This is a genomic window from Pontibacter sp. CAU 1760 (assembly GCF_054482735.1).
Window position 1 is genome coordinate 508408 of record NZ_JBTLRL010000001.1, and the last position, 23943, is coordinate 532350.

Sequence of the window (23943 nt, forward strand, 5' to 3'; positions counted from 1 at the left end):
TCTAATTATTCCACAGCCGCTTTACATTATTTATTATTTTCGGGGCTGAATCAATTATCGTTATGACGGATTATCGGAAGATAAACAACATCGTGGGCTGGGTTGTCTTTTTTATCGCAACACTGGCTTATATTCTTACCCTGGAGCCAACGGCTAGTTTTTGGGATGCCGGCGAATTTATAGCCTGTTCATATAAACTGCTAGTGCCGCACCCACCCGGTGCACCCTTCTACCTGTTGGTAGGCCGGCTCTTCTCCATGTTCGCGTCAGACCCTACCCAAGTAGCCTGGTGGGTAAACCTGCTGTCGGCGCTTTGCAGCTCCTTTACCGTGCTGTTCCTTTTCTGGACCATCACCATTTTAGCGCGCAGAATATTGGTGAGTGAAGGTGCGGAGCCAACTACTGGCAACCTGATCCTGATCATGGGAAGCGGTGCCGTAGGAGCCCTGGCTTATACCTTCTCAGACTCCGCGTGGTTCTCAGCTGTGGAGGCAGAGGTATATGCCATGTCCTCGTTCTTCACGGCCATCGTGTTCTGGGCGATTCTGCGCTGGGAGGCGAAAGTAGGGGAGGCGCACTCCGATAAGTGGCTGATCCTGATTGCATATTTGGTAGGCCTGTCCATCGGCGCGCACTTACTAAATCTTGTAACAATCCCAGCTTTAGGCTTTATCTACTACTTCCGACTGTACAAGCCAAGCTTCTGGGGCGGTGTGGCGGCATTTGCCATCAGCGCCGTGATTGTAGTGGTCATCCTGTGGGGCGTTATACCGGGGCTTCCAACATTGGCGGGCAACTTTGAGGTGTTCTTCGTGAACACGTTCGGGCTTCCTTTCGGCTCAGGGTTACTGGTGTTTGTAACACTGCTGATTGCAGCCATCGTCTTCGGGATACGCTACTCTATCAAGCATCAGAACCGCGTGCTGAACACGGCGTTGCTGGGCTTGGTGTTTGTGCTTATTGGCTATTCTTCTTACCTGATGATCCCGATCCGCTCGTCTTACGACCCAACCATTGATGAGAACGACCCGGATGACATCCTGACCTTTGTGGCTTACCTGAAGCGGGAGCAGTACGGCGATCGTCCTTTGCTTTACGGGCCGCAGTACAATGCACAGCCGGTGGCACAGGAAGAAGGTGCTCCGCGCTACATCCGGGGCAAAGACCGTTATTTGCCAACTACCCCGAAGATAGAGCCGATTTACGATAGCAAAGATAAAACGCTGCTGCCCCGCATTTACAGCGATCAGCCACAGCATATTGATGCTTACAAGAAGTGGGTAGATCTGCGCGAAGGCCAGGCGCCTACGTTTGGGCAGAACATTAGCTACCTGATGCGCTATCAACTGGGCTTTATGTATTGGCGCTACTTCCTGTGGAACTTTGCAGGCCGCGAGAGCGATGTGCAGAACGCCGGAGTCCTCTGGTTTGGCAAAGACGATCCGAATGCGCCGGCACGCGTGCTGGAGAGCGAGGCCCGTAACTGCTTTTACCTGCTGCCACTCTTAATTGGTATACTCGGGCTGATCTACCAGGTGCGCAAGAAAGAGCGGGATGCGTTTGTGATTGGCCTGCTGTTCTTCTTTACAGGTATTGCCATTGCGCTTTACCTGAATCAGCCGCCGGTGGAGCCTCGGGAGCGTGACTATACCTTTGCCGGTTCCTTCTATGCCTTTAGCATCTGGATAGGTTTGGGTGTGCTGGGCCTGGCCGAACTATTGGCCAGGGTGCTAAAGAACACCCAGACAAGAGGCATAGCTGCTACACTGCTTGGCCTGGCCGTGCCGGGTATCATGGTAGCGGAGGGATGGGACGACCACGACCGGTCTGAGCGTTATCAGTCCGTAGACTCTGCCAAGAACCTGCTGGACTCCTGTGCTCCGAATGCTATCTTGTTCACCAACGGGGACAACGATACCTTCCCGCTGTGGTATGTGCAGGAGGTAGAGGGTTACCGCACGGATGTACGCGTGGCTGTACTCAGCTACCTGAACACCGACTGGTACATCGATCAGATGAAGCGCCCTTCTTACAAATCAGATCCGTGGCCGCTCACGCTGGAGAACGAGAACTACCGTCAGGGCACTAACGACTACCTGCCTTACGTAGAGCGTCCGCAGGTGGCAGCAGGTATAAACCTGGATCAGTACATAAGCCTGGTGAAGCAGAACCACCCGGCTTTGCAGGTACAGTACGGGCAGGGCACGACCCTTTTGACGATGCCTACCAAAAACTTCTTCATGGACGTGGACAAGGCGAAAGTGGAGCAACTGGGCTTCGTGGCTGAGGACAAAGAAGACCAGATTCTGGGGCGTATGTCCTGGACGATTAACAAGTCGTTGCTGGAGAAGAAGCACCTGGTGATGCTGGATCTGCTGGCGACCAATGATTGGGTGCGCCCGATTTATTTCTCTACCACCGTAAACAGCGCCGACTTTATGGGCCTGTCGGACCACTTCCAACTGGAGGGGCTTGCCTATCGCATTGTCCCGGTTAAAACCGCGCAGAAAGATGAGCAGGGGTATGTGAACAAGGAGATGATGTATGAGAACATGATGAAGAAGTTCAAGTTCCGAAATTTCGATAACCCGGACATCTTCTACGATGAGAATTACTACCGCTTCTCGGCTAATGCGCGCGATAAGTTTGCCCGCCTGGCAATGGCCTTCCTCGAGGACGGCAACACTGCCAAAGCAAAGGAAGTGGTGGACTACTGCTTTGCCGTGATGCCGGGTAACACGGTGCCCTACGATTACTATACCCCGCAGTTCATCCCGATTTATGATGCATTGGGTGAACCGGAAAAGGCAGAGCAATTGCTAAACGAAATGGCGGTTGATGCACAGAAATCATTAGATTACTATTTTGCAAAAGGCGCCTTATTCGATACCGAGATACAGACCAATATGGTGATCCTGCAGCAACTGATAGGAGCCGCGGAAAACCTGGGTATGGAAGAACGTGCCGAGCAGCTGCAGCAGCAGTTCATGCAGTACCTGCAGCGCATGCGTCGCTAATAACAAAACCATTGCGGATGCAGTACTACAAAAGGCCGGCCAGCGATCTACTGTCCGGCCTTTTCATTTTTAAAGCAATGACAGCATGCCTAAAATGAAGAACCTGATACTCTTGCTACTGCCAGCACTGTTTCTGACGGGCTGCTGGGGCGGCGCACCAACCACGCGTACGTCTTCGCCTCCACTTCCTCCAGCCAAGCCAGAAGAGCCAGAGATCACAATGCTGCAGCGACACTATGCTCAGAACGACAGCCTATACCTAATCCTGCAGTTTGAGGATGTGCGGCAGGTGTTGGATCTGCTGGAAACGGCCCTGTCCTATGAGTACAAAGTGCTAACAGGCGAAAACGGAACAGCGGGTGCCTTGCTAAGCGATTCCGTGAGACTACCTAACCGGAAGATCACCGATGTGGAAGGCAAGCGCATGGTGCAGGTGGTGCTGCCCCGCAGCCTGGTGCAAGAACCGAACGTGTTGCACTTTTGGCTGTGGCAGCAATTGATAGGGCAGGAGAAAATGGGCAATAAATTCCGGGTGCCGCTGCGCAGCCAAATGCTCCGAAAGAACTTTTTAATGCGCAACGCCACCACTGGCAAGCCTTTCATGCAAACTTTCGCCACTACCAGCGATAAGTTAGCTATTCAGTACTTCGACACAGCCGCAGGGCCAGTGGAACTACAGCGCTTTGATGCTGATTTCAGGCCTGCCGCCCCACCCATGTCCATGCGCCCGGCAGTAGGGCCACGCACGCTTTCGGCAAGTAATACTTATACCCTGCAGGCAGGCGATACATTGGCGTTAGCCCAAGAAGGATTTTACCGGCTTGAATCAGATGCTGTAGCGGCAGGCGGTTTGTTGGTGTTGCCAGGGGCTTTCCCGCAGATAACCCGCGCAACGGAGATGCTGCAGCCGCTTGTCTACCTGACTACCTCTAAAGAGCGGGAGCAGCTGAATGCCGCCCGTGATAAAAAAGCCGCGATCGATAAATTTTGGCTGGAGTTGGCAGGAAACAAGAGTAAGGGCCGCGATCTGATCAAGGAATTTTACAGCCGTGTGGAATACGCCAATACGCTTTTCTCCTCGCATAAAGCAGGCTGGGCCACCGACAGGGGCATGATTTACATCATCTACGGCAAGCCCACCCGAGTGAGCAGCGTAGGCGATCAGGTGACGTGGGTATACCAGAACGCAGAGCGGGCGCCAAACCTCAAATTCGTTTTTACCAAAAAAGGGAATAACTTTACCGAAAATCATTATGAGCTGATACGGCGCCCCGAGTACGAGGAAAGCTGGTACAGCACCGTAGCAAAATGGAGAGCAGGCAAAACAAATACGTAGGTAACCGCTTCGGTGGCCCTAAAGCATCAAGAGACGACAAGAGCGAAATGATTTTCGGCACGCGTCCTATTTTAGAGGCCATGACAGCCGGGAAAGAACTGGAGAAGATTTTCTTGTTGCGAGGCGCCAAGAACCCGACCACTGACGAGATTATCCAGTTGGCAAAGCAGTTTGAGGTGCCCGTGGTTACGGTGCCACTGGAAAAACTCAACAACCTGACCCGTAAGAACCACCAGGGAGCCGTAGCGCTTATCTCACCTATTACCTATGTCCCGCTTTCAGAAATAGTGACTTCGCTTTTTGAGCAGGGCAAAAACCCGCTGTTGCTCATCCTGGACCGTGTAACGGATGTGCGCAATTTCGGATCTATCGCCCGGAACGCGGAGTGTATGGGGGTAAATGCCATCGTGATCCCAAGTCGTGGCGGTGCGCAGATCAATGCGGATGCCGTTAAAACATCGGCGGGAGCGCTGCACCTGGTGCCGGTTTGTCGTGAGCCAAACTTAAAGGAGACGATCGAATACCTGAAAAACTCGGGCTTCCAGATTGTGGCCTGTACCGAAAAGACAGAAGACAATCTCACAGATACGGATGTGGACATGGTAGGACCTACCGCCATCATCATGGGCAGCGAGGAAGATGGCATCTCGCCGGAATACCTGAAGCGTGCCGATGCACGGGTGCGTATACCACTAATGGGGCAGATCGGTTCCCTGAATGTATCGGTGGCCACTGGCATCATCCTGTTCGAAGCGATGCGGCAGCGCCTGCAGGACGCAAAATAGCACAGCACTTGACAAGGCCAGCGAACTGGTACTTGTGTGAAAAGTTAAAAACAAAGGGGCTGCAATGTTGCAGCCCCTTTGTTTTTAACTGGTATGTGTTACGCGGTATTGCGTGCAGCTCTAAATATAATCAGGGCCTTTTTTAGACTTGGCTTCCGCCATGAAATCCTTTACGCGCTGTTCTTCGCCTTTGCGGCAAATCATTAGCACATTATCATATTCTGCCACGATAAAATCTTCAAGGCCCTGCAGCACGACTAGCCTTTCCTTAGGCGTTTTGATGATGCAGTCTTTGGTGTCATACATGATCGTTTCACCATCCACCACGTTGCCATTCTCGTCCTTCTCGTTAATGGTATAAAGTGAGTTCCAGGTGCCGAGGTCAGACCAGCCAATGTCAGCCAGCAGCACAAACACATTGTCTACTTTCTCCATGATGCCGTAGTCGATAGACACGTTGCGGCAATGCGAGTAGGCTCTTGTAATGAAGTTCTGCTCTTCCGGTGTGTTCAGTACCGTAGTGCCTTCCTCGAATATCTCCGCAATTTCGGGCAACTGCTGGCGGAAAGCGCTCAGGATGCTCTGCGCATTCCAGATAAAAATGCCGGAGTTCCATACAAAGTCGCCGCTCTCCAAGAACATCTGCGCCAACTCCAGGTTAGGCTTCTCTGTGAAGGTTTTCACCTTCTTGATGTGCTTGTCTTCCTCATTTATATACTGGATATAACCATATCCTGTGTCCGGACGGCTCGGCGTGATGCCCAGCGTGATCAGCACATCGTCTTTTGAGGCTGCCTCTACGGCCTCTTTAATTACAGAAGTGAACACCTCGGGCTTCATCACCACATGGTCGGCAGGAGTCACCACCAGGTTAGCGTTCGGGTTTATTTGCGCGATTTTATAAGAGGCATAGGCAATGCAGGGAGCCGTGTTGCGGCCAATAGGCTCAAGCAGAATCTGGTTGTCGCTCAGCTCGGGTAACTGATCTTGCACCAGTTCCTTGTAGTCCTTGTTGGTAACGACAAAGATGTTCTCAGTGGGGCAAATATCCTTGAAGCGCTTCATTGTCATCTGCAGCATGCTTTCGCCAATGCCCAGCACATCATGGAACTGCTTCGGGTAATTAGTACGGCTAAAGGGCCAAAAGCGGCTTCCGATGCCGCCCGCCATAATAACTACATAGGTGTCGTTTCTCATATCTTAGTTTAAATCAGTCCTTCTTTCAGCAGATCGTGCAGGTGCACAAAGCCCACGAATTTACCTGAATTTGTAACAATTACCTGAGTAATACTCATTTTTTGCATCAGGGCCAGTGCTTCCACGGCGTACTCCGAGGCCTCAATGGTCAGGGGCGACGGCGTCATGATATCCGTCGCGGTGATGTGCTCAAAATTGTCGTATTTGTTGAGCATGCGGCGTAAATCACCGTCGGTAATGATGCCTACCAGTCGTTCTGTGTCTGCGGTCAATACGGCCGTGGCGCCCAATCGTTTCGAGGAAATCTCGATAATGATCTCTTTTAATTTTGCGTGCGCTTTTACCTGCGGAGACTCGTGCTGAATGTACACATCCTCCACTTTCAGGTACATGCGCTTGCCCAGCGAACCCCCGGGGTGCAACGTGGCAAAGTCGGTGCTGCTAAAGCCGCGTGCCTCCAGCAGGCTCACGGCCAGGGCATCGCCCAGGGCAAGGGCAGCGGTGGTGCTGGTGGTGGGGGCCAGGTTGTGCGGACAAGCCTCACGCTCTACATAAGCGTTCAAAACAAAGTCGGCTGCCTGCGCCAGGTAAGAGTCTGTGCTCGAAACCATGGCGGCCATCCTGGAACCTTTGCGCTTTAGCAACGGTACAAGTACTTTAATCTCAGGGGTGTTACCGCTTTTTGAGATGCAGATTACAAAGTCGTCCTGCTGAATCATACCCAAGTCGCCGTGTATGGCATCGGCGGCGTGCATAAACAGGGCCGGGGTCCCCGTAGAGTTCAGGGTTGCCACGATCTTTTGAGCAATGTTGGCACTCTTGCCAATACCCGTCACAACCACCCTTCCTTTGATAGTTAAAATGGTTTTGACACATTGCTCAAAGTCTTCGTCGATAAAATCTGCCAGTTTGGCGATTGCAGCGGCTTCCAGCTCTAAGACTTTTTTTGCGGTAAGGGTTATATTATTTGAGAGATTCAAATTAAATTTGTATTAAGTGTACTCTATTCGGAAGTACGTTGCTACCTGCTTAAATTTTAGTACGATTACATGTCAGTAAAACAAGAGATCAATCTCAAGAACAAATTAAAAGAAGTTTTTGGGTATAATCAATTTAGGGGAAACCAAGAGTTGATAATCAATAACATTATCAACGGGAAAAACACCTTTGTGATTATGCCGACAGGTGCGGGCAAATCGTTGTGCTACCAATTACCGGCGCTTTCGCTGCCAGGTACGGCCATCGTTATTTCGCCACTTATCGCCCTGATGAAAAACCAGGTAGACCAGCTGAATGCCTTTGGTGTGAACGCGCATTTCCTGAACTCTACGCTATCTAAGGCGGAGATAAACAAGGTGAAGCGCGAAACACTGGCAGGGGAGGTAAAGCTGCTGTACGTTGCGCCGGAGTCACTTACCAAAGAGGATAACATCGAATTCCTGCGGAACTCCAACCTGTCTTTCGTAGCCATAGACGAGGCACACTGTATCTCGGAATGGGGCCACGATTTCAGGCCGGAGTATCGCCGCATCCGGGGTATCATCGACCAGATCGGAAACCTGCCGATCATCGCCCTCACGGCAACGGCTACCCCGAAAGTGCAGCTCGACATACAGCGCAACCTGCAGATGGATGACGCCTCGGTCTTCAAATCGTCTTTCAACCGCACCAACCTATACTACGAGGTTCGTCCGAAGCACCATACCAAGAAGCAGCTGATTCAGTACGTGAAGAAGCACAAGGGCAAGAGTGGCATTGTGTATTGCCTGAGCCGCAAGAAGGTAGAGGAGATTGCAGAGCTGCTGCGTGTAAACGACGTAAAGGCATTGCCATACCACGCCGGGCTCGATTCGCAGATACGTATGGCCAACCAAGATGCCTTCCTGAACGAAGATGCGGATGTGATTGTCGCTACGATTGCTTTCGGTATGGGCATCGACAAGCCGGACGTGCGCTTCGTGATCCATTACGATACCCCTAAATCCATTGAAGGGTACTACCAGGAAACCGGCCGTGCCGGGCGCGACGGAATGGAGGGAAACTGCATCATGTTCTACAGCTACGATGACATCGTGAAGCTGGAGAAATTCAACAAAGACAAGCCGGTTACAGAGCGCGATAACTCTAAGCTGTTGCTGCAGGAGATGGCATCCTATGCCGACTCGGCCGTGTGCCGCCGTAAGCAGCTATTGCATTACTTCGGTGAGGCCTACGAGAAAGACTGTGGGTTCTGCGACAACTGCCTGCACCCGAAAGAGCGTTTTGAGGCGCAGCAGGAGGTGCAGCTGGCGCTTAAGGCGGTGCAGCAGACAGGGCAGCGTTTTGGCATAGATCATATCACAGCGGTACTGACCGGCCTCCGCAACCAGCACGTTACCAGCTACGAGCATGACAAACTGGAGGTATTTGCTGCCGGTAAAGAAAACGATGCCCAGTTCTGGGGGTCTGTGGTACGGCAGGTGCTGCTCTCAGAATACCTGGAGAAGGACATTGAGAGTTTCGGTGTGGTGAAGCTCACCAAAAAAGGCACGGACTTCATTCAGAATCCGCATTCGGTGCAGCTGACCAAAGACCACAATTATGAGCAGGAGGTAAAAGCCGACGAAGAGAAGGAAGAGTCGCAGGCCTCTGCCGGCCACGACGAGGTGCTGTTTGACCTGCTAAAAAGCCTGCGCAAGAAGTTGGCAAAGGAGAAGAACCTGCCGCCCTATGTGCTGTTTCAGGACCCATCGCTGAAGGAGATGGCCACCGTATACCCGACCACGCGCGATGAACTGGCGCATATCGGCGGTGTGGGTATGGGCAAGGTGCAAAAGTTCGGAAAGCCTTTCATGGAGCTGATCAGCAAGTATGTAGAGGAAAACGATATCGTGACGGCTGCTGACGTGGTGGTGAAAACCACCGTGAACAAGTCGAAAATCAAAATTTACATCATCCAGCAAATTGATAAGAAAGTAGAGTTGGAGGAGATAGCCTCGGCCAAGGACCTGAGCATGCAGGAACTTATCGAGGAGATTGAGCACATTTGCTATTCCGGCACCAAGCTCAACCTGAACTACTACATCAACAATGTGCTGGACCAGGAGCGTCAGGAGGAGATTTACGATTATTTTATGAACGCCAGCACCGATAATATTTCGGCGGCTCTGAACGAGCTGGGCTCCGACGATTATACCGAAGAAGACCTGCGCCTGATGCGTGTGAAGTTCTTATCGGAGTATGCGAATTAAATTGTTGCAATGCTAACTTGCTTAATTGTTAACTTGCCGGCTCAGCGTGATCCTTTTTTTGATCATGTTACCAGATGCAGAGGCTAGGTGCTGTTTTCGCAGTAAGATCAGTAATCGGACAATGCAGCCATTTTAAAATTAAACTCACCATCGAATGAACGTACTGATTATAGGAGCCGGAGGCCGGGAGCACGCAATTGCCTGGAAACTGAGCCAAAGCGAGTATTGCGAAAAAGTTTTTGTGGCGCCCGGCAATGCTGGCACCGCTCAATACGGCACCACAGCCGCCGTGGACATTCACAACTTTGACGAACTGGCAAAGTTTGCCACCGACTTTAACATCATGATGATTGTGGTGGGGCCTGAAAACTCTTTGGTAGAGGGTATACATGACTACTTCCAAAGCTCGGAGTACCTAAAGCACATTTTGGTGGTAGGCCCTAAAAAGGCAGGCGCTATGCTGGAGGGCAGCAAGGACTATTGCAAAGACTTCTTCAAGCGCTATAACATCCCAACAGCTGCTTACCAGACCTTTACTGAAGATACTTTTGCCCAGGCCACAGCCTACCTGCGCAACCACAGCTATCCGGCTGTGCTAAAGGCCGATGGTTTAGCCGCAGGCAAAGGCGTGATCATTGCGCAGAACTACGATGAGGCTTTCGATGCGCTGGAGGATATGCTGCGCAACAAGCGTTTCGGCAATGCCAGCAGCAAAGTAGTGATTGAAGAGTACCTGCAGGGGATAGAAGTGTCTGTTTTCATCCTGACGGACGGAAAAGACTACGTGCTGTTGCCGGAGGCGAAAGACTACAAGCGCATCGGCGAAGGTGACTCAGGACTGAACACGGGCGGAATGGGCGCCATTTCCCCGGTTCCTTTTGTGGACGATGTGTTCATGCAGAAAGTGAAGGAGCGTGTGATCGAGCCAACCCTGCGTGGGATGCAGCAGGACGAGATGGACTACACCGGGTTCTTGTTTATCGGGTTGATGAACGTGAACGGCGACCCTTACGTGATTGAGTATAACGTGCGTTTGGGCGACCCTGAGACCGAGGCAATCCTGCCGCGCATCAAGTCCGACCTGTTTGAGCTTTTCCGTGCCTTGCACGATCATAAACTAGGTGAATTCCAGCTGGAGATTGACCCGCGCACCGCCACTACGGTTTTCCTGGTGTCGGGTGGGTACCCGGAGGGGTATGAGAAAGGCAAGGAGATCACCGGCCTTGAGAACGTGCCGTCGGATGTGCTGGTTTTCCATGCCGGTACCAAAATGCTAAACGGGAAACTGGTGAACGACGGTGGACGCGTAATCGCCGTAACGGCCTTGGGCGACACCATGGATGAGGCGCTTGCAAAGGCCAATGCCGCCGCAACGGCCATCACCTGGCAAGACCGTTACTATCGCCACGACATTGGGTTTGACCTGAAGAACACGCTTGCCTAAGAATAAGAGAAGGCAGGTATAAAAAAGGCGAAGGCCGGTGAATCTCACCGGCCTTCGCCTTTTTTCAGCTAATTACGAAGCTTAGCAGTACTCCTCAAACGCACCCTGCAGATTGTCTACAATGCGGTTCAGCTCGTTGCCTTCGATGTGGTAGCGCTCAATCATGTGCACCAGCTCGCCGTCTTTAAAGAGAGCGATAGATGGCGATGACGGAGGGTAAGGAAGCATGAAATCACGCGCTTTCTGCACCGCTTCCTGCTCCATGCCGGCAAAAACCGTGACCAGTTTCGCTGGCTTCTTGTCAGCGGCTGCCACCGAGATCTTCAGGGCCGGGCGTGCTTTTGCTGCTGCGCAACCGCAAACAGAGTTTACCGCCAGCAGCACCGTGCCTTCGGATTTTACCGCCTGCTCTACTTCTTCAGCTGTCATAAGCTGCTCAAATCCAGCAGAGGTAAGGTCCTCACGGATAGGCGCAACCATATATTCAGGATACATTGCCATACGAATTCAGTTATAATGTTCTAATGTTTTGCAAAGGTAACAAATCGGATTTAAAAAAGTTGCAAAGTGCTATAAAGAGCATGCACCAGAGTTAAAACCGGAATGAATCAATAAATCCTTGTTTTTAGTATATATAAATATATTGATAATGTATAACCATTTCAGAACGAGGACGGTATAGGGTAAAAATTATTTAGTAGGAGCCGTAAAAAGAAGGGATGTAGAAAGAGCAGCTGAAACATCCAAGCGACGGGAAAGCCGAAGGAGCGCCTGCCGTGCAACTACTAAATGTGTATACCCTTAAAGCAACCTGTTGTATCCACCCTGCCATGCCTATGTCCTTCTTATACCCTGCCACCACGCTGCCCTGTGTGCGTTACTTCTACCTCAGCGATAACGGCGATGACCATGCCGAAATCATCCAGGTGCTCAACAGCATGTCTGCCATTATACAGGTACCCATGCGGGAAGCGGATATAGCGCTAGAGGCCTTTTATGCCCGTGAGTTGACAAAGTTGGAGAAGGCGACGTTTGAAGGGGGCGAGTTTTGGAAAGTTTTTTCTACTTGGGATGAACTCGAGCAGGACCACCTGCAGGATGGCGTGACGAAGGAGAAGGTGCGGGAGATCAGACTTCAGTTAGAGTACAAGTGCTCTGGACTGCTGGACCTGGCGATTTCTGCCTGAACCCTGCGGCACCAGGAAAAGAAAAATGCCGCCTCACCTTGTAGCGAAGCGGCATCTCTATACCTAAATCAAATAACATGTGCCTGCCTTAGTTGATTTCTATCTCATCGAGAAACAACCAGGCCTTTTCTCCTGCCCCTTGCTTGCCTGCCGGTACGGTACCAGTGTTTTTCACGGCCACTTTCACGTAGCGCGTTGTAGCAGGTGCTATATCTACTTTCATAATAGCCTTGCTCCCGGCAACCTTCGAAACAGCATTGGTAGCGCCCAGCGGCTTGAAATTCTTTCCGTCTGCTGAGCCATACACCTCTACGCCTTTGGGCGGGTATACATAAGTGCCGCCCTGGTTCAGGGCATGCACTACCACGTTGTTGATTTGCTGCGCGGCACCCAGGTCAATAGTCGCCTCCAGGTCATCGCCAGAGTACCCGATCGACTGCTGATCGCGGCCGCCTTTCTCGTTCACAATGCCGTCTATCAATGTAAAGGCACCGTTGCCCGGGAAATACTCCGATGGCTCCTCCGCCAGTTCCAGCTTCTTGCCGGTCGCTTTATTGATATTCACCTTTAGGGTAAGAGAATCTACGATTGCCCCGTCTTTGTAAAACATACCGGTCACCTGGGCTGATTCTTTCAACGGAATAGGGTTCGTATAGGGCTGCGCTGCCTGCTTGCCTTTGATGGTATACACCAACTTGCCTAAGTTCTGCTTGCCGTCCAGAGTCACCGTAACCCCCTCATTTGTGGGTGTCGGCTTGGTGTCGGCTTGTATGTCGTAATAGGCTTTGCTGTAGTTGGCACCCCATAAGTCGTAGCGCTTGAACTGGGTAAGCAGGCGTTTCTCAAAATCCGACCAGTCTTTCTGCTCCGGAGCTGTCCAAAGCACCTCGCTCAGGGCAGTCATCCGTGGGAAGATCTGGTATTCTACCTTGGCGGGGGTACGCATGTACTCGGTCCAGACGTTGGCCTGAGCGCCCAGTACATATTTAGCCTGTTCCGGCGTCAGTTCTTTCGGCACGGGCTCGTAGCTATAGGCTTTCTGAACACTCGTAAAGCCGCCGATCGTTACGGAGTCCTCGCGCTGGCTCTGGGAATGGTCGAAGTAAACGTGCGTGCCCGGTGTCATGATCACATAGTGGTTTTGTTGGGCCGCGGCTATACCGCCGGCCTCGCCCCGCCAGCTCATCACGATCGCGTTCGGGGCCAGGCCACCTTCCAGAATCTCGTCCCAGCCGATGATGGTGCGCCCTTTGCTGTTGATGTACTTCTCCATGCGCTGGATAAAGTAACTCTGCAGCTCGTGCTCGTCGTGCAGGCCTTCGTCTTTGATGCGTTTCTGGCAAAGCGGACAGGTTTTCCAGTTGGCTTTCGGGCTCTCGTCACCACCAATGTGGATGTACTTCGACGGGAAGATGGCCATCACCTCATCCATCACGTTTTGCAGGAACGTGAATGTGGAGTCTTTTCCGGCACAGTATACATCATCAAAAATGCCCCAGGTCTGCTCTACTTTGTAAGGGCCGGTGCCGGGGCAACCCAGGTAAGGGTAGGCGGTGAGGGCTGCGCTGGAATGGCCAGGCAATTCAATCTCGGGCACCACCGTAATGTGGCGGTCAGCGGCATATTTTACGATCTCTTTGGCTTCTTCCTGGGTATAGAACCCGCCGTAGCGCTTGTTGGTGTTGCCGGTGCCGGGGTAGCGGCCGATGATGGTGCCATCCCGGAAGCCGCCCACCCGGGTCAGCTCAGGGTACTGCTTGATCTCGATGCGCCAGCCCTGGTCCTCGGTGAGGTGCCAGTGGAAGTAGTTCATCTTGTGCAGGGCCAGGTAATCAATATACTTCTTGATGAAGGACACCGGGAACATGTGGCGGCCAACATCCAGGTGCATGCCCCGGTACTCAAAGCGTGGCGCGTCCTGTATGGCCACGGCCGGTATGTTCAGCGTAGCGCTTTTTTCCACAGGCAACAGCTGTATCAGCGACTGCAAGCCATGGAAAGTGCCCGCATAGGTATCGCCTTCTATTGTTACGCCTTCTGGGCTCACGTTCAGGTGGTAGGCATCCTGGGCATCAGCGGTTTGTTTGCGTGTGGCGAGGCGGATATAGTTTTTCCTGGCTTTTTTGTCGATGTCTAGCTGAAAGCCATACACCTCCTGCAGGTACTCGTTGAGGAACTCGGCGGCCTTACGGTCACTCTTATCCTTCACGGCAATGGTGGTGGTGCGGGAAATGGTGAACTGCCCGCTTTTGGTTTGCACGCTGGCAGGCTTTGGGATGATGTTGATTTCTTGCGCCTGCACCACCTGGCTAAGCAGCAGGAACAGAAAAAGTAGTTTTTTCATAAGACGATTCGTTTGGATACAGGACATAATTACAAGGGAAGGCTGCCGGAAATCGGCTGCTTGGTGCGTATTTTATGGCCTGAGATTGCGAAGTAAAGGATAACCAGGTAGCACGGTATCATAATCCAGTAGGCTTGCTGCGGGTTGAGGGTATCCGCCAGCCAGCCATAGGCCAGCGGCAGGATGGCACCCCCAGCTATACCCATGATGAGCAGCGAAGAACCCAGCTTCGTGAAGCGGCCCAGGTCGGCGATGGCTAGCGGCCAGATGGCAGGCCACATCAGCGCGTTGGCAAGACCCAGCAGCGAGATGCACATCACAGACACATACCCGTCTGTGAACAAGGAGGCCAGCACTAAGATTACGCCCAATACCGCCGAAGCCTGCAGTGCCTTGGCCTGCGAAATGTACTTTGGAATGGCAAAAATCCCGATCACATAGCCCACCAGCATCGCAACCATGGTATAGGTCGTGAAGATTTTCGCGCTAAGCAGCTCGATGCCCTTTGAGGCGCCATAGCTTACCACCGTGTCACCGGCCATCACCTCCACGCCCACATACAGGAACAGTGTAAAGGCGCCCAGCAGCACATGCGGAAACTGGAAAATGCTCGTCTTATTGGTATTGGCAACAGCCACTGCCTCGTCTTCCTGGTCTGTATCTACCTCCGGTAGGGCCGAGAACGAAACCAGCACCGCTAGCACCACCAGGATCCCCGCCATAATCAGGTATGGGGTGATCACTTTCGTAGCCAGGGCGTCTAACTCCACGGCCTGGCGGGCGGCGCTCATGCTGTCTAAGGTGCTGGTCAGGGCATCGGCATTGTCCAGGATAATCGCACCTAGGATAAGCGGGGCAAGGGCACCGGCCACCTTGTTGCAGATACCCATGATGCTGATGCGCTTGGCGGCACTTTCGCGCGGGCCCAGGATGGTTACGTATGGGTTAACGGCAGTCTGCAAGATCGCCAAACCGGTACCCTGGATGAACAGGCCGATCAGGAAGAAGATGTAGGTCCGCGTCATGGCGGCAGGTATAAACACCAAGGCCCCCACCGCGATCACCCCCAGGCCCACCGACATGCCCTTCTTGAAGCCGGTGGTCTTCAGGACCCAGGCCGACGGTACGGCCATCACCAGGTAAGAAATGTAAAACGCGAAGGCCACCAGGTATGACTCAAAGTTATTGAGCTGGCAAGCGATCTTGAGGTAGGGGATCAGGATGGAGTTTAACCACGTGATGAATCCAAATATAAAAAACAGCGCCCCAATAATGAACATGGACCGCATGCTGCTGCTACGATTTGTAGTGGAGGCAGACTTTTCTTCTTTCGCTAATGAGTTTTGTGCCATCGGTTAGACAGTTTATGGTGTTGCGTTTAGTTAAGACTGAGGTTAGGAGCCTGACACAAGCAAGGCGCCGAGAAATAAATGCATCCCTAATGCGCCTGGCTATGAGCTTGCGGCTTTTCCGTATGCTGGAGCTGGCAGAGCGCGGCGGCCCCCAGCAAAGCGGCATGCTCTAGCGCTGAAGGCCGAATCACTAGATTGTTGATGATTCGCTTAAATGGGAATGCCTGTAGATGCTCCTGCAGCGACTCCTGGTACAGGTGAAAAGACTTGCTGACAGACCCTCCCAGAAAAATCGCTTCCGGGCATACCGTGTACAGAATCAACTGAACCGCCTGGCTGAGGTGCTGCCCATACTCCCGAAAAGCCTCTAGAGCTGCCTTGTCGCCGGCTTCCGCTGCGGCTTGCACCTGGCTTCCGTCCATCCCAAACTTATGCAGGAAGAACTTGCCCCCACAGTAGTCATCGAAGGTTTTGTCGCGGTAGGGGACTGTGCCATACTCACCGGCTCCGGAGAAACTGCCGGTGTACAGGCTGTTGTTCAGGAACAGGCCAGCGCCCAGCCCCGTGCCTAACGTCAGGCCAACCACATTCTGATAGTTTCGGGCCTGGCCATATACCTTTTCGCCCAGCACGAAAGTGTTCGCATCGTTGGTCAGGTATACCGGTAACTGGAATCTGCCCTGCAGGTACTGCCTGATCGGGACTTCTTTCCAGGAGGGTATATTTACCACGTCGTAGATATAGCCAGCATGCTCGTCTACCAGGCCGGGGGCCCCAATGCCGATGCCAGCCACATGCGCATCGATAAAAGGCGAGATGGCGTTGGCAAGGTCTTCGAGAACCTGCGCCTGTGGGGCATGCGCCGCGGTAGGGACTTTGACCTGCTTTAGCACCACGCCATTCTGCACCACGCCAAGGTGTATTTTAGTGGCCCCGATATCGACACAGATGATTTTCTGGCTTTCCATACATTCCGATGGTTAGTTGTTGGCTGCAAAGGAGAAAGGGCTTGCAGCACTGTTTCCGCTATAGCTATAGCTATAGCTATAGGTAAGCGAAACGTGCTACAAGGTTTCCTCTCAAAAAAGAACTGGCAGTATTAAAATTTATAGCGCACAAAGGCCTCCATTGCCTCATAGTCGGCCAGGCCCAGGTTGTCGTAGTCGCGAGCGGTTTCGCGGTTGCGTTCCTCGGCGCGTACCCAGAACTCGCGGGCATCGTCACCGGGGAACACAGGCCGGTCTTTCTGCGATTGGTGCTTGAAGATAGCGTTCCGTTTCTTCTCCACCTCCTGCGGCGACAGCGGCACGGCCATTTCGATCTCGTGTGTCTCGAATTCGTGCCAGGCACCACGGTACATCCACAACCAGCAGTCTTTGGTCCATTCCTCCGTTTTTCGGAGACGGGTCAGGGCCTCAATAATGATGCGGAAGCAAACGATATGGGTGCCATGCGGGTCGGCAAAATCGCCGGCAGCGAACACCTGGTGTGGCTTCACTTGCTGCAGCAAGGCTATGGTTTGTTCGATGTCGGCTTCTGATACAGAGTTTTTACGGAGCTTGCCTGCTTCGTAAAAAGGTAGGGCCATGAAATGGATGTGGTCGTCTTCCAGCCCGGCGTAACGCGCGGCCGCGATGGCTTCGCTCTTGCGGATGAATCCTTTTACATCCCGTACTTCCTTGGTATCAGGCTGGTTCGGCTGCTTTGTTTCGAAGAAGGTGCGCATCTCCTCATAAATCCCCTGCAAGTGTTTGCTTTCCTTCCCGATGCTGTTGTTAAAGTCGATGGCAAACTCCATGTATCGGAGCACGTCGTCGTCCCACACGGCGGTGTTGCCGCTGGTCTGGTAGGCTACATGCACATCATGGCCCTGGTCCACTAAGCGGATGAAGGTGCCGCCCATCGAGATCACATCATCGTCGGGGTGGGGCGAGAACACCAGCACGCGCTTTTGGGCTGGGGTGGCGCGCTCAGGGCGCTGCGTGTCGTCGGCGCTGGGCTTGCCGCCGGGCCAGCCGGTGATGGTATGCTGCAGCTTGTTGAAGACGTGGATGTTGATGTTATAAGCCGGGCCCTGCTCCACGGCCAGCTGCGCCATGCCGTGGTTGTTGTAGTCTTCGTCCGTCAGCTTCAGGATCGGCTTCTGCATGGTGTTGGATAGCCAGATCACTGCTTTCTTGGTCAGCTGCTCGTCCCACAGGCAGTCTTTCACTAACCACGGGGTGTCAAAACGCGTGAGGTTGGAGGCGGCGTCAGCATCCAGCACAAACTCTACTTTATCCGAGAGCTGCAGGTAGGTGGCCGGTACGTCGCCAGAGATTTCCCCTTCCACGGCCTTCCGGATGATAGAGGCTTTTTTCTGGCTCCAGGCCATCAGGATGATCTCGCGGGCTTTGAAGATCGTGCCGATGCCCATGGTGATGGCTTTTGTCGGTACGTTCTCCTTACCACCGAAATCACGGGAGGCGTCGCGGCGTGTCAGGTCATCCAGCGTCACGAGGCGGGTGCCCGAGTTAGGGGCGGAGCCCGGCTCGTTAAAACCGATGTGACCGGTACGGCCTATACCTAAGATCTGAAGGTCCAGCCCGTTCATCTCCTCGATCTTTCGCTCGTAAGCCAAACAGAAGTCATGGATCTCGTCTTTGTCGAGGGTGCCGTCCGGGATGTGTATGTTCTCCCGCGGGACGTCCACGTGGTCGAACAGGTTCTCGTTCATAAACGTCACGTAGCTCTGTGCCGCCGTCGGGGCCATGGGGTAGTACTCATCCAAGTTAAAGGTCACCACGTTGTAGAAACTCAGCCCCTCCTCGCGGTGCATCCTGATGAGCTCCGCATATACCTCCACGGGGGTAGCCCCGGTGGCGAGGCCCAACACGGCCTGCTCTCCTGTTTCCTGCTTGCGCCGGATCAGGCTGGCTACGCGCTGTGCCACCCTGATGGAGGCGGTCGTTGCGTCCGGGTACACGGTTACCGGCAGTTTTTCAAAGCGTGTCTCTTCCAATAGATTTAAACGGGCCATGGTTTCAGCTGTTTATCGTCGGTTTATGTTTCTGAGGGCGGCCAATGTGTTAGCCGTATCCTGCTTATTTAACAGTTGCTATCTGCTTTTCAAAGATGTTCTCCATCACAGTGGCCACTGAGCCTAGTATGCCGGCGTCTTTCCCGAGGTCGGACACGGCAATGCTGGTGCTTTCGCGCAGCTGTGTCATGCAGTAAGTGTTAACGGACTGTTGTATCGGGATAGTGATGTACTGCTTCGCCTCTGCGATGATGCCGCTCAGGATAATGAGTTCCGGGTTGAATAGCTGGATCAGGATGGCGATGCCTTTGCCCAGGTGGCGCCCGGCCTCCGCCAGAATGTTGATGGCATACTGATCGCCCTCGTTAGCGGCCGCGATGATCAGCTTCGGCTCCAGTTGCTCCAGTTGCGCGGGAGTAAGGGAGCTAAGCATGGTGCTTTGCCCGGCCTTTATACCCTCGCGCACCATGTTTGCCAGTGCTATACCAGAGGCCAGCGTTTCGAGGCAGCCCCGTTTGCCGCAATGGCACAGAAGGCCGTCCTCCGTCATTGGGATATGGCCAAACTCCCCGGCGAAGCCAGAGGAGCCGGTGCGCAGTTTCCCGTCGATGATGATCCCAAGGCCCAGGCCCCAGTCCATCGACAGGACAAGCGTATTCTTCTGGTGCTGCGCCATCCCGAACCTGAATTCTGCCAGCGTGGCGCTTTTTACGTCGTTTTGGATGTATACCGGTTTGCCGAAGCGCGTTTCAAGCACCTCCTGCAATGTTTCGTTTTCGCCGGGCGGAATGAGGTAGGTATGGTTTTTACCACTGGAGGACGAGACAAGGCCAGGCATGCTCACCCCGATTCCCATTAACTTTTCGGTGTTGATGCCCGATTGCTCAATGAGTTGGTTTGCGAAGTCCTGCAACTTATCTACAGCCGCCATGCTTTTGGTGATTTCCAGCGGCAGGGTATGTGTACCCGTGATGTTATTGTGGTTGCTGTCGAAGATGGCCATGCGGGTACGGTAACGCTCCATGTCGATGCTCAGCACAAACAGGGAGTTGTCTTTCATGCCGTAGAGGTCAGGCTTGCGCCCACCTACCGATTTGCCCCGCCCACGCTTCTCTACCAGGCCCTCTGTCATCAGTTCGTTTAAGAGCCCCATGCTGGTCGGGGAGCTAATGCCAAAGCGGGCGCACAAGTCTGTATTTGTCTTGGCGCCCTTCACATAAAGGTGCTTAATAATTTTGAGCTTCTGCAAATGCTTCTTACGCTCAATATTATTAAGACTTTCTATATGTGTTTCGATGGTGAGTGATGACTCCATTGCTAGGGAATATTTAAACGAATGTTGCCACAAAAATTATCAATTCCAAATACTTTTATAAAAAAATTAAAAAAGTTATTGGTTATTAATTAAAAACCTGGCGATGCAATCGATTGAACTAAAGTTTTTTTTACAAAAGCTTCATCTTATGGTAGTAATTATGCTTTTATGCCTGATAAGCTAAAAAATTTGTCTATTAATGGGTTGTTCTAATATTTATATTAAATTTGAAGCGCTTGAATACTTGAGTGCTCAATCACCTATGCCTATGTAACACAACCTGTACTTTGCCCCCGATTGTTTTAATGACACTTTTCAAAAGCTTTTATGGCTTGCGGGAGCAACTCTAAAACTTGCCGTGAAATATGAAAGCATGAGCGAAGCGTCATCAGTATTGTAAGTTATTCCAATCTCAAACCACTTTATATGAAGCAGAGATACCTAAGTACTTGGTTGCTGGATCAGCGCAACCATTTAAAAACTTTACCTCAGAAGAAGGTGCTCGCCCTTTTGCTGGCAGCTGCGTGCTTGTCGCAGGGGCCGGTAAAAGCTGCTGCAGGCCACATGGACGCTGCAAACGCTTTCGATTTTACTGCCAGACAAACCACTGAGGTGAAAGGACGTGTAACAGGGTCAGATGGCCAGGCCGTGCCAGGTGCCACTGTCGTGGTGAAAGGCACTACCCTTGGCACTGCCACCGATGTGAACGGTAACTTCAGCCTGAACGTGCCAAGTGGCAGCGGGACGCTGGTTGTGTCGTTTATCGGTTACAAAACGCAGGAAGTGCCGATTAACAACCGCACAAGCATCAACGTTCGGTTAGTAGATGATGCCAAAGCGTTGCAGGAAGTAGTTGTGACAGGTTATACCACCCAGGAGAAGCGCGACATCATTGGTGCCGTTTCGGTAGTGGCAGCAGAGGACCTGCTGGCCACGCCAGCGCCTAACGTGCAGCAGCAGTTGCAGGGCCGTGTGTCTGGTGTAACCACTACAGGTACAGGCCAGCCGGGCGCAGGCGCGAAAGTGCGTGTGCGGGGCTTCGGTTCCTTCGGTGCCAACGACCCGCTTTACGTGGTGGATGGTGTACCAACCTTCAGCATCAACGAGATTAACCCGAACGATATTGAGAGCCTACAGGTATTGAAAGATGCTTCGTCTGCCTCAATTTATGGTGCCCGTGCGGCAAACGGTGTGGTGATCGTGACGACCAAAAAAGGTAAGAGCGGTACCTCAAAATTAAACGTATCCTCTTTTTACGGCACCCAGATAGCCCCGAAAGGGCCAGATTTCCTGAACCCAACAGAGTATGCCGAGTACCTGTTCAAGAGCTATACCAATGCAGGGCAGGCATTTAACCACCCGCAGTATGGTACAGGCCAGCCTACCTTGCCAAATTACCTGCTGCCAGCAGGTGCGCAAACAGTAGACGAGTCAAAATATAGCTTGGACCCGAACAACTTTAACCAGATAGTAAAAGCCAACAAGGAAGGTACTGACTGGTGGAACGAGGTGTTCGACCCTGCTTCTATCCAGAGCCACCAGATAGGTGTAACGGGAGGCAGCGAGAACAGCACGTATGCCGTCAGCTTCAACTACTTCGATCAGGAGGGTATCGCTAAGTATACAGAGTACAAGCGTTACACGGTGCGTGCCAACACACAGGCAACCATCGCTAAGCGTTTCCGCATCGGCGAGAACCTGCAGATCAGCTACAACCACGGAAACGTGGGTAATACAGGCGGAGGTGAGTCTGATATCCAGCATATCTATGTGATGCAGTCTATCGTTCCGGTATATGACATCCGCGGTAACTTTGCCGGTACAAGAGGCTCACAGCTGGGTAACGCCCGTAACCCTGTGGCTGAACTGTTCCGCCAGAGGGATAACAAGAACTCCAACTTCCGTATGTTCGGTAATATGTTTGCCGAAGTGGACCTGATCAAAGGGCTGACGGCTCGCACCTCCTTTGGTGCTGACTACGGTTCATACTACGGCCGCAACTTCACGTTCTCTACCTATGAGCGTGCGGAGAACATCGGTAACAACAACTTCGCGGAGCGTAACGACAACTCACTGAACTGGGTATGGACCAACACATTGACGTTAAAGCGTCAGTTTGGTGAGGATCATGACCTGACGGCCCTGATCGGATCTGAGGCTGTGAAAAACACAGTGCGTGGTGTAGGAGGTAGCCGTGTAGGTTTATTCTCTACTGACCCCGACTTCCGCGTACTGAACAGCGGTACCAGTGGTCTGACGAACTTTAGCTACGGTGGTGTGGAGACGCTTTCGTCGCTGTTTGCCCGTATCGACTACGGTTTCAGAGACAAGTACCTGTTTAACGCCACCGTGCGCCGCGACGGTTCTTCTAAGTTCGGCTCAAACTATCGTTATGGTACGTTCCCGGCCGTTGGCTTTGCATGGCGTATCTCGGATGAGGATTTTATGAGTTCCATCCCTGCCATCAACGACCTGAAACTGCGTGCCGGTTACGGCCAGTTGGGTAACCAGTTGCCAGTGCCATCAAGCAACGCATTTACGCTATACCGTACAGCAGTGGCCGGTAGTGCTTATGACATTGCAGGTACCAGTACTAGTGTACAGCCAGGCTTCGATACCGACCGGATCGGTAACGAAGACACCAAGTGGGAGGCATCAACAACCACCAACATCGGTTTGGACTTAGCCCTGTGGAACAGCGCCTTGACCGTAACCCTGGATGCCTACAACCGCAGAACCAATGACCTGCTGGTGCAGAGCCAGGCAGCAGCACCAGTTGGTGTGGCCAATCTGCCTTTCATTAATTTGGGTGATATCCAGAACAAGGGTATTGACGTTGGAATCACATACACGAAAGAAATAACTTCTGACTTGAGCTTTGATGTTACCTTAAACGCATCGCGCTACAAAAATGAAGTACTGCGTGTAGGCGATAATGACAATGCCTTTTTCGAGAGTTACCTCGCACGTTGGGGCCAGAATATCTCCAGAACGCAAAAGGGCCAGCCGCTAGGCTCTTTCTACGGCTATGTAGTTGACGGTTTCTTCAACAATGCCTCTGATTTGGATGATTTAGTTCAGCCGGGAGAGCATATTGGTGGCTGGAAATTCAAGGACCTGAACAACGACGGCGAGATCAACGGTAGCGACAGGACCTTTATCGGTAATCCGCATCCGGACTTCACCACAGGTTTCAACCTGAACGTTCGTTTCAAGAATTTCGACTTCAACACCTTCCTGTATGCCAGTGTGGGTAACGACGTGTTCAACTACAGCAAGTACTTCACGGATTTCAACACCTTCCAGGGTAACAGAAGCAAGCGCAAGTTGTACGAGTCTTGGACACCAGAGAACATGGACGCCACGCTGCCAATCCTGCGTATCGACGATACGTTTAGCAACAGCGTAACGCACAGCTACTATGTGGAAGACGGTTCGTTCCTGAGAGCACGTACGATACAGTTAGGTTATACCCTGCCTGCTTCGCTGACCGATAAGATCAGCATGGGTACAGCCCGTGTCTACCTACAGGCCCAGAACCTGTTTACCATCACGGCTTACCAGGGTATTGATCCGGACATTTCCTTCATTAACCAGGGAGGAAACGCTGCCCAGGCTGACTTGAACATCGGTATCGACCCGGGTGGGTATGTGCCGAACCCTAAGCAGTTCCTAATCGGTGTAAACTTTGGTTTCTAAATTTAAATAACAGCTGGT

General features: G+C 52.5%; 15 protein-coding genes. 7 read left to right on the forward strand and 8 right to left on the reverse strand.

The window, feature by feature from the left end; translation table 11 throughout:
- The first annotated feature begins 62 nt into the window (after window positions 1-62).
- The 3 genes from ACXYMU_RS02305 to rlmB all read left to right on the forward strand — a co-directional run bounded on the left by ACXYMU_RS02305 (window position 63) and on the right by rlmB (window position 5138).
- Complete coding sequence (locus tag ACXYMU_RS02305) at window positions 63-3017, forward strand: glycosyltransferase family 117 protein (RefSeq protein WP_458984726.1); 2955 nt, start codon at window positions 63-65, stop codon at window positions 3015-3017.
- A gap of 85 nt (window positions 3018-3102) precedes the next feature.
- Window positions 3103-4353: a GWxTD domain-containing protein gene (locus ACXYMU_RS02310; protein WP_458984727.1), complete on the forward strand. Its 1251-nt coding sequence runs from the start codon at window positions 3103-3105 to the stop codon at window positions 4351-4353.
- Window positions 4326-5138, forward strand: coding sequence for a 23S rRNA (guanosine(2251)-2'-O)-methyltransferase RlmB (gene rlmB, locus ACXYMU_RS02315; protein WP_458984728.1), 813 nt, complete (start codon window positions 4326-4328; stop codon window positions 5136-5138). The genes ACXYMU_RS02310 and rlmB overlap by 28 nt, the downstream gene beginning before the upstream one ends.
- 120 nt (window positions 5139-5258) lie before the next feature.
- Here the strand turns inward: rlmB and ACXYMU_RS02320 are convergent, their stop codons facing one another.
- On the reverse strand, window positions 5259-6335 hold the full coding sequence (locus tag ACXYMU_RS02320) for a mannose-1-phosphate guanylyltransferase (protein WP_458984729.1): 1077 nt from the start codon (window positions 6333-6335) through the stop codon (window positions 5259-5261).
- An 8-nt stretch (window positions 6336-6343) separates the two neighbouring features.
- Window positions 6344-7315 carry a KpsF/GutQ family sugar-phosphate isomerase gene (locus ACXYMU_RS02325; RefSeq protein ID WP_458984730.1) on the reverse strand — a complete coding sequence of 324 codons (972 nt, stop codon included), beginning with the start codon at window positions 7313-7315 and terminating at the stop codon, window positions 6344-6346.
- 69 nt (window positions 7316-7384) lie between these two features.
- Between ACXYMU_RS02325 and recQ the strand changes: the two genes are divergently transcribed.
- Window positions 7385-9565, forward strand: a complete 2181-nt coding sequence (gene recQ, locus ACXYMU_RS02330) for a DNA helicase RecQ (protein ID WP_458984731.1) — start codon at window positions 7385-7387, stop codon at window positions 9563-9565.
- 154 nt (window positions 9566-9719) lie between these two features.
- Window positions 9720-11009, forward strand: coding sequence for a phosphoribosylamine--glycine ligase (gene purD / locus ACXYMU_RS02335; protein WP_458984732.1), 1290 nt, complete (start codon window positions 9720-9722; stop codon window positions 11007-11009).
- 81 nt (window positions 11010-11090) lie between these two features.
- Here the strand turns inward: purD and ACXYMU_RS02340 are convergent, their stop codons facing one another.
- Complete coding sequence (locus ACXYMU_RS02340; protein ID WP_458984794.1) at window positions 11091-11504, reverse strand: BrxA/BrxB family bacilliredoxin; 414 nt, start codon at window positions 11502-11504, stop codon at window positions 11091-11093.
- A 341-nt stretch (window positions 11505-11845) separates the two neighbouring features.
- On the opposite strand from ACXYMU_RS02340, the gene ACXYMU_RS02345 reads away from it, so the two are divergent.
- On the forward strand, window positions 11846-12196 hold the full coding sequence (locus tag ACXYMU_RS02345; protein WP_458984733.1) for a hypothetical protein: 351 nt from the start codon (window positions 11846-11848) through the stop codon (window positions 12194-12196).
- Between the two features lie 88 nt (window positions 12197-12284).
- On the opposite strand, the gene ACXYMU_RS02350 is transcribed toward ACXYMU_RS02345, so the two are convergent.
- From ACXYMU_RS02350 to ACXYMU_RS02370, 5 genes are all read right to left on the reverse strand, one after another.
- A complete protein-coding gene (locus tag ACXYMU_RS02350; RefSeq protein WP_458984734.1) occupies window positions 12285-14540 on the reverse strand; it encodes a glycoside hydrolase family 20 protein in 2256 nt (751 codons plus the stop codon).
- 29 nt (window positions 14541-14569) lie between these two features.
- Window positions 14570-15892, reverse strand: coding sequence for a sugar MFS transporter (locus ACXYMU_RS02355; RefSeq protein WP_458984735.1), 1323 nt, complete (start codon window positions 15890-15892; stop codon window positions 14570-14572).
- Between the two features lie 86 nt (window positions 15893-15978).
- Window positions 15979-16860, reverse strand: a complete 882-nt coding sequence (locus tag ACXYMU_RS02360; protein WP_458984736.1) for an ROK family protein — start codon at window positions 16858-16860, stop codon at window positions 15979-15981.
- Between the two features lie 131 nt (window positions 16861-16991).
- Window positions 16992-18911 carry a glucosamine-6-phosphate deaminase gene (locus ACXYMU_RS02365; protein ID WP_458984737.1) on the reverse strand — a complete coding sequence of 640 codons (1920 nt, stop codon included), beginning with the start codon at window positions 18909-18911 and terminating at the stop codon, window positions 16992-16994.
- 64 nt (window positions 18912-18975) lie between these two features.
- Window positions 18976-20226: an ROK family transcriptional regulator gene (locus tag ACXYMU_RS02370; RefSeq protein ID WP_458984738.1), complete on the reverse strand. Its 1251-nt coding sequence runs from the start codon at window positions 20224-20226 to the stop codon at window positions 18976-18978.
- A 426-nt stretch (window positions 20227-20652) separates the two neighbouring features.
- On the opposite strand from ACXYMU_RS02370, the gene ACXYMU_RS02375 reads away from it, so the two are divergent.
- Entirely contained in the window at window positions 20653-23925 is a 3273-nt protein-coding gene (locus tag ACXYMU_RS02375) for a SusC/RagA family TonB-linked outer membrane protein (protein WP_458984739.1), read from the forward strand.
- Window positions 23926-23943 lie beyond the last annotated feature (18 nt).

Excerpts from the sequence above, each read along its gene's own strand:
- ACXYMU_RS02375 (WP_458984739.1), top strand. The coding sequence starts at position 20,653 with ATGAAGCAGAGATACCTAAGTACTTGGTTGCTGGATCAGCGCAACCAT.
- ACXYMU_RS02320 (WP_458984729.1), bottom strand. The coding sequence starts at position 6,335 with ATGAGAAACGACACCTATGTAGTTATTATGGCGGGCGGCATCGGAAGC.
- ACXYMU_RS02355 (WP_458984735.1), bottom strand. The coding sequence starts at position 15,892 with ATGGCACAAAACTCATTAGCGAAAGAAGAAAAGTCTGCCTCCACTACA.
- ACXYMU_RS02345 (WP_458984733.1), top strand. The coding sequence starts at position 11,846 with ATGTCCTTCTTATACCCTGCCACCACGCTGCCCTGTGTGCGTTACTTC.
- ACXYMU_RS02305 (WP_458984726.1), top strand. The coding sequence starts at position 63 with ATGACGGATTATCGGAAGATAAACAACATCGTGGGCTGGGTTGTCTTT.
- ACXYMU_RS02350 (WP_458984734.1), bottom strand. The coding sequence starts at position 14,540 with ATGAAAAAACTACTTTTTCTGTTCCTGCTGCTTAGCCAGGTGGTGCAG.
- recQ (WP_458984731.1), top strand. The coding sequence starts at position 7,385 with ATGTCAGTAAAACAAGAGATCAATCTCAAGAACAAATTAAAAGAAGTT.
- ACXYMU_RS02365 (WP_458984737.1), bottom strand. The coding sequence starts at position 18,911 with ATGGCCCGTTTAAATCTATTGGAAGAGACACGCTTTGAAAAACTGCCG.
- ACXYMU_RS02360 (WP_458984736.1), bottom strand. The coding sequence starts at position 16,860 with ATGGAAAGCCAGAAAATCATCTGTGTCGATATCGGGGCCACTAAAATA.
- rlmB (WP_458984728.1), top strand. The coding sequence starts at position 4,326 with ATGGAGAGCAGGCAAAACAAATACGTAGGTAACCGCTTCGGTGGCCCT.
- ACXYMU_RS02370 (WP_458984738.1), bottom strand. The coding sequence starts at position 20,226 with ATGGAGTCATCACTCACCATCGAAACACATATAGAAAGTCTTAATAAT.
- purD (WP_458984732.1), top strand. The coding sequence starts at position 9,720 with ATGAACGTACTGATTATAGGAGCCGGAGGCCGGGAGCACGCAATTGCC.
- ACXYMU_RS02310 (WP_458984727.1), top strand. The coding sequence starts at position 3,103 with ATGCCTAAAATGAAGAACCTGATACTCTTGCTACTGCCAGCACTGTTT.
- ACXYMU_RS02340 (WP_458984794.1), bottom strand. The coding sequence starts at position 11,504 with ATGTATCCTGAATATATGGTTGCGCCTATCCGTGAGGACCTTACCTCT.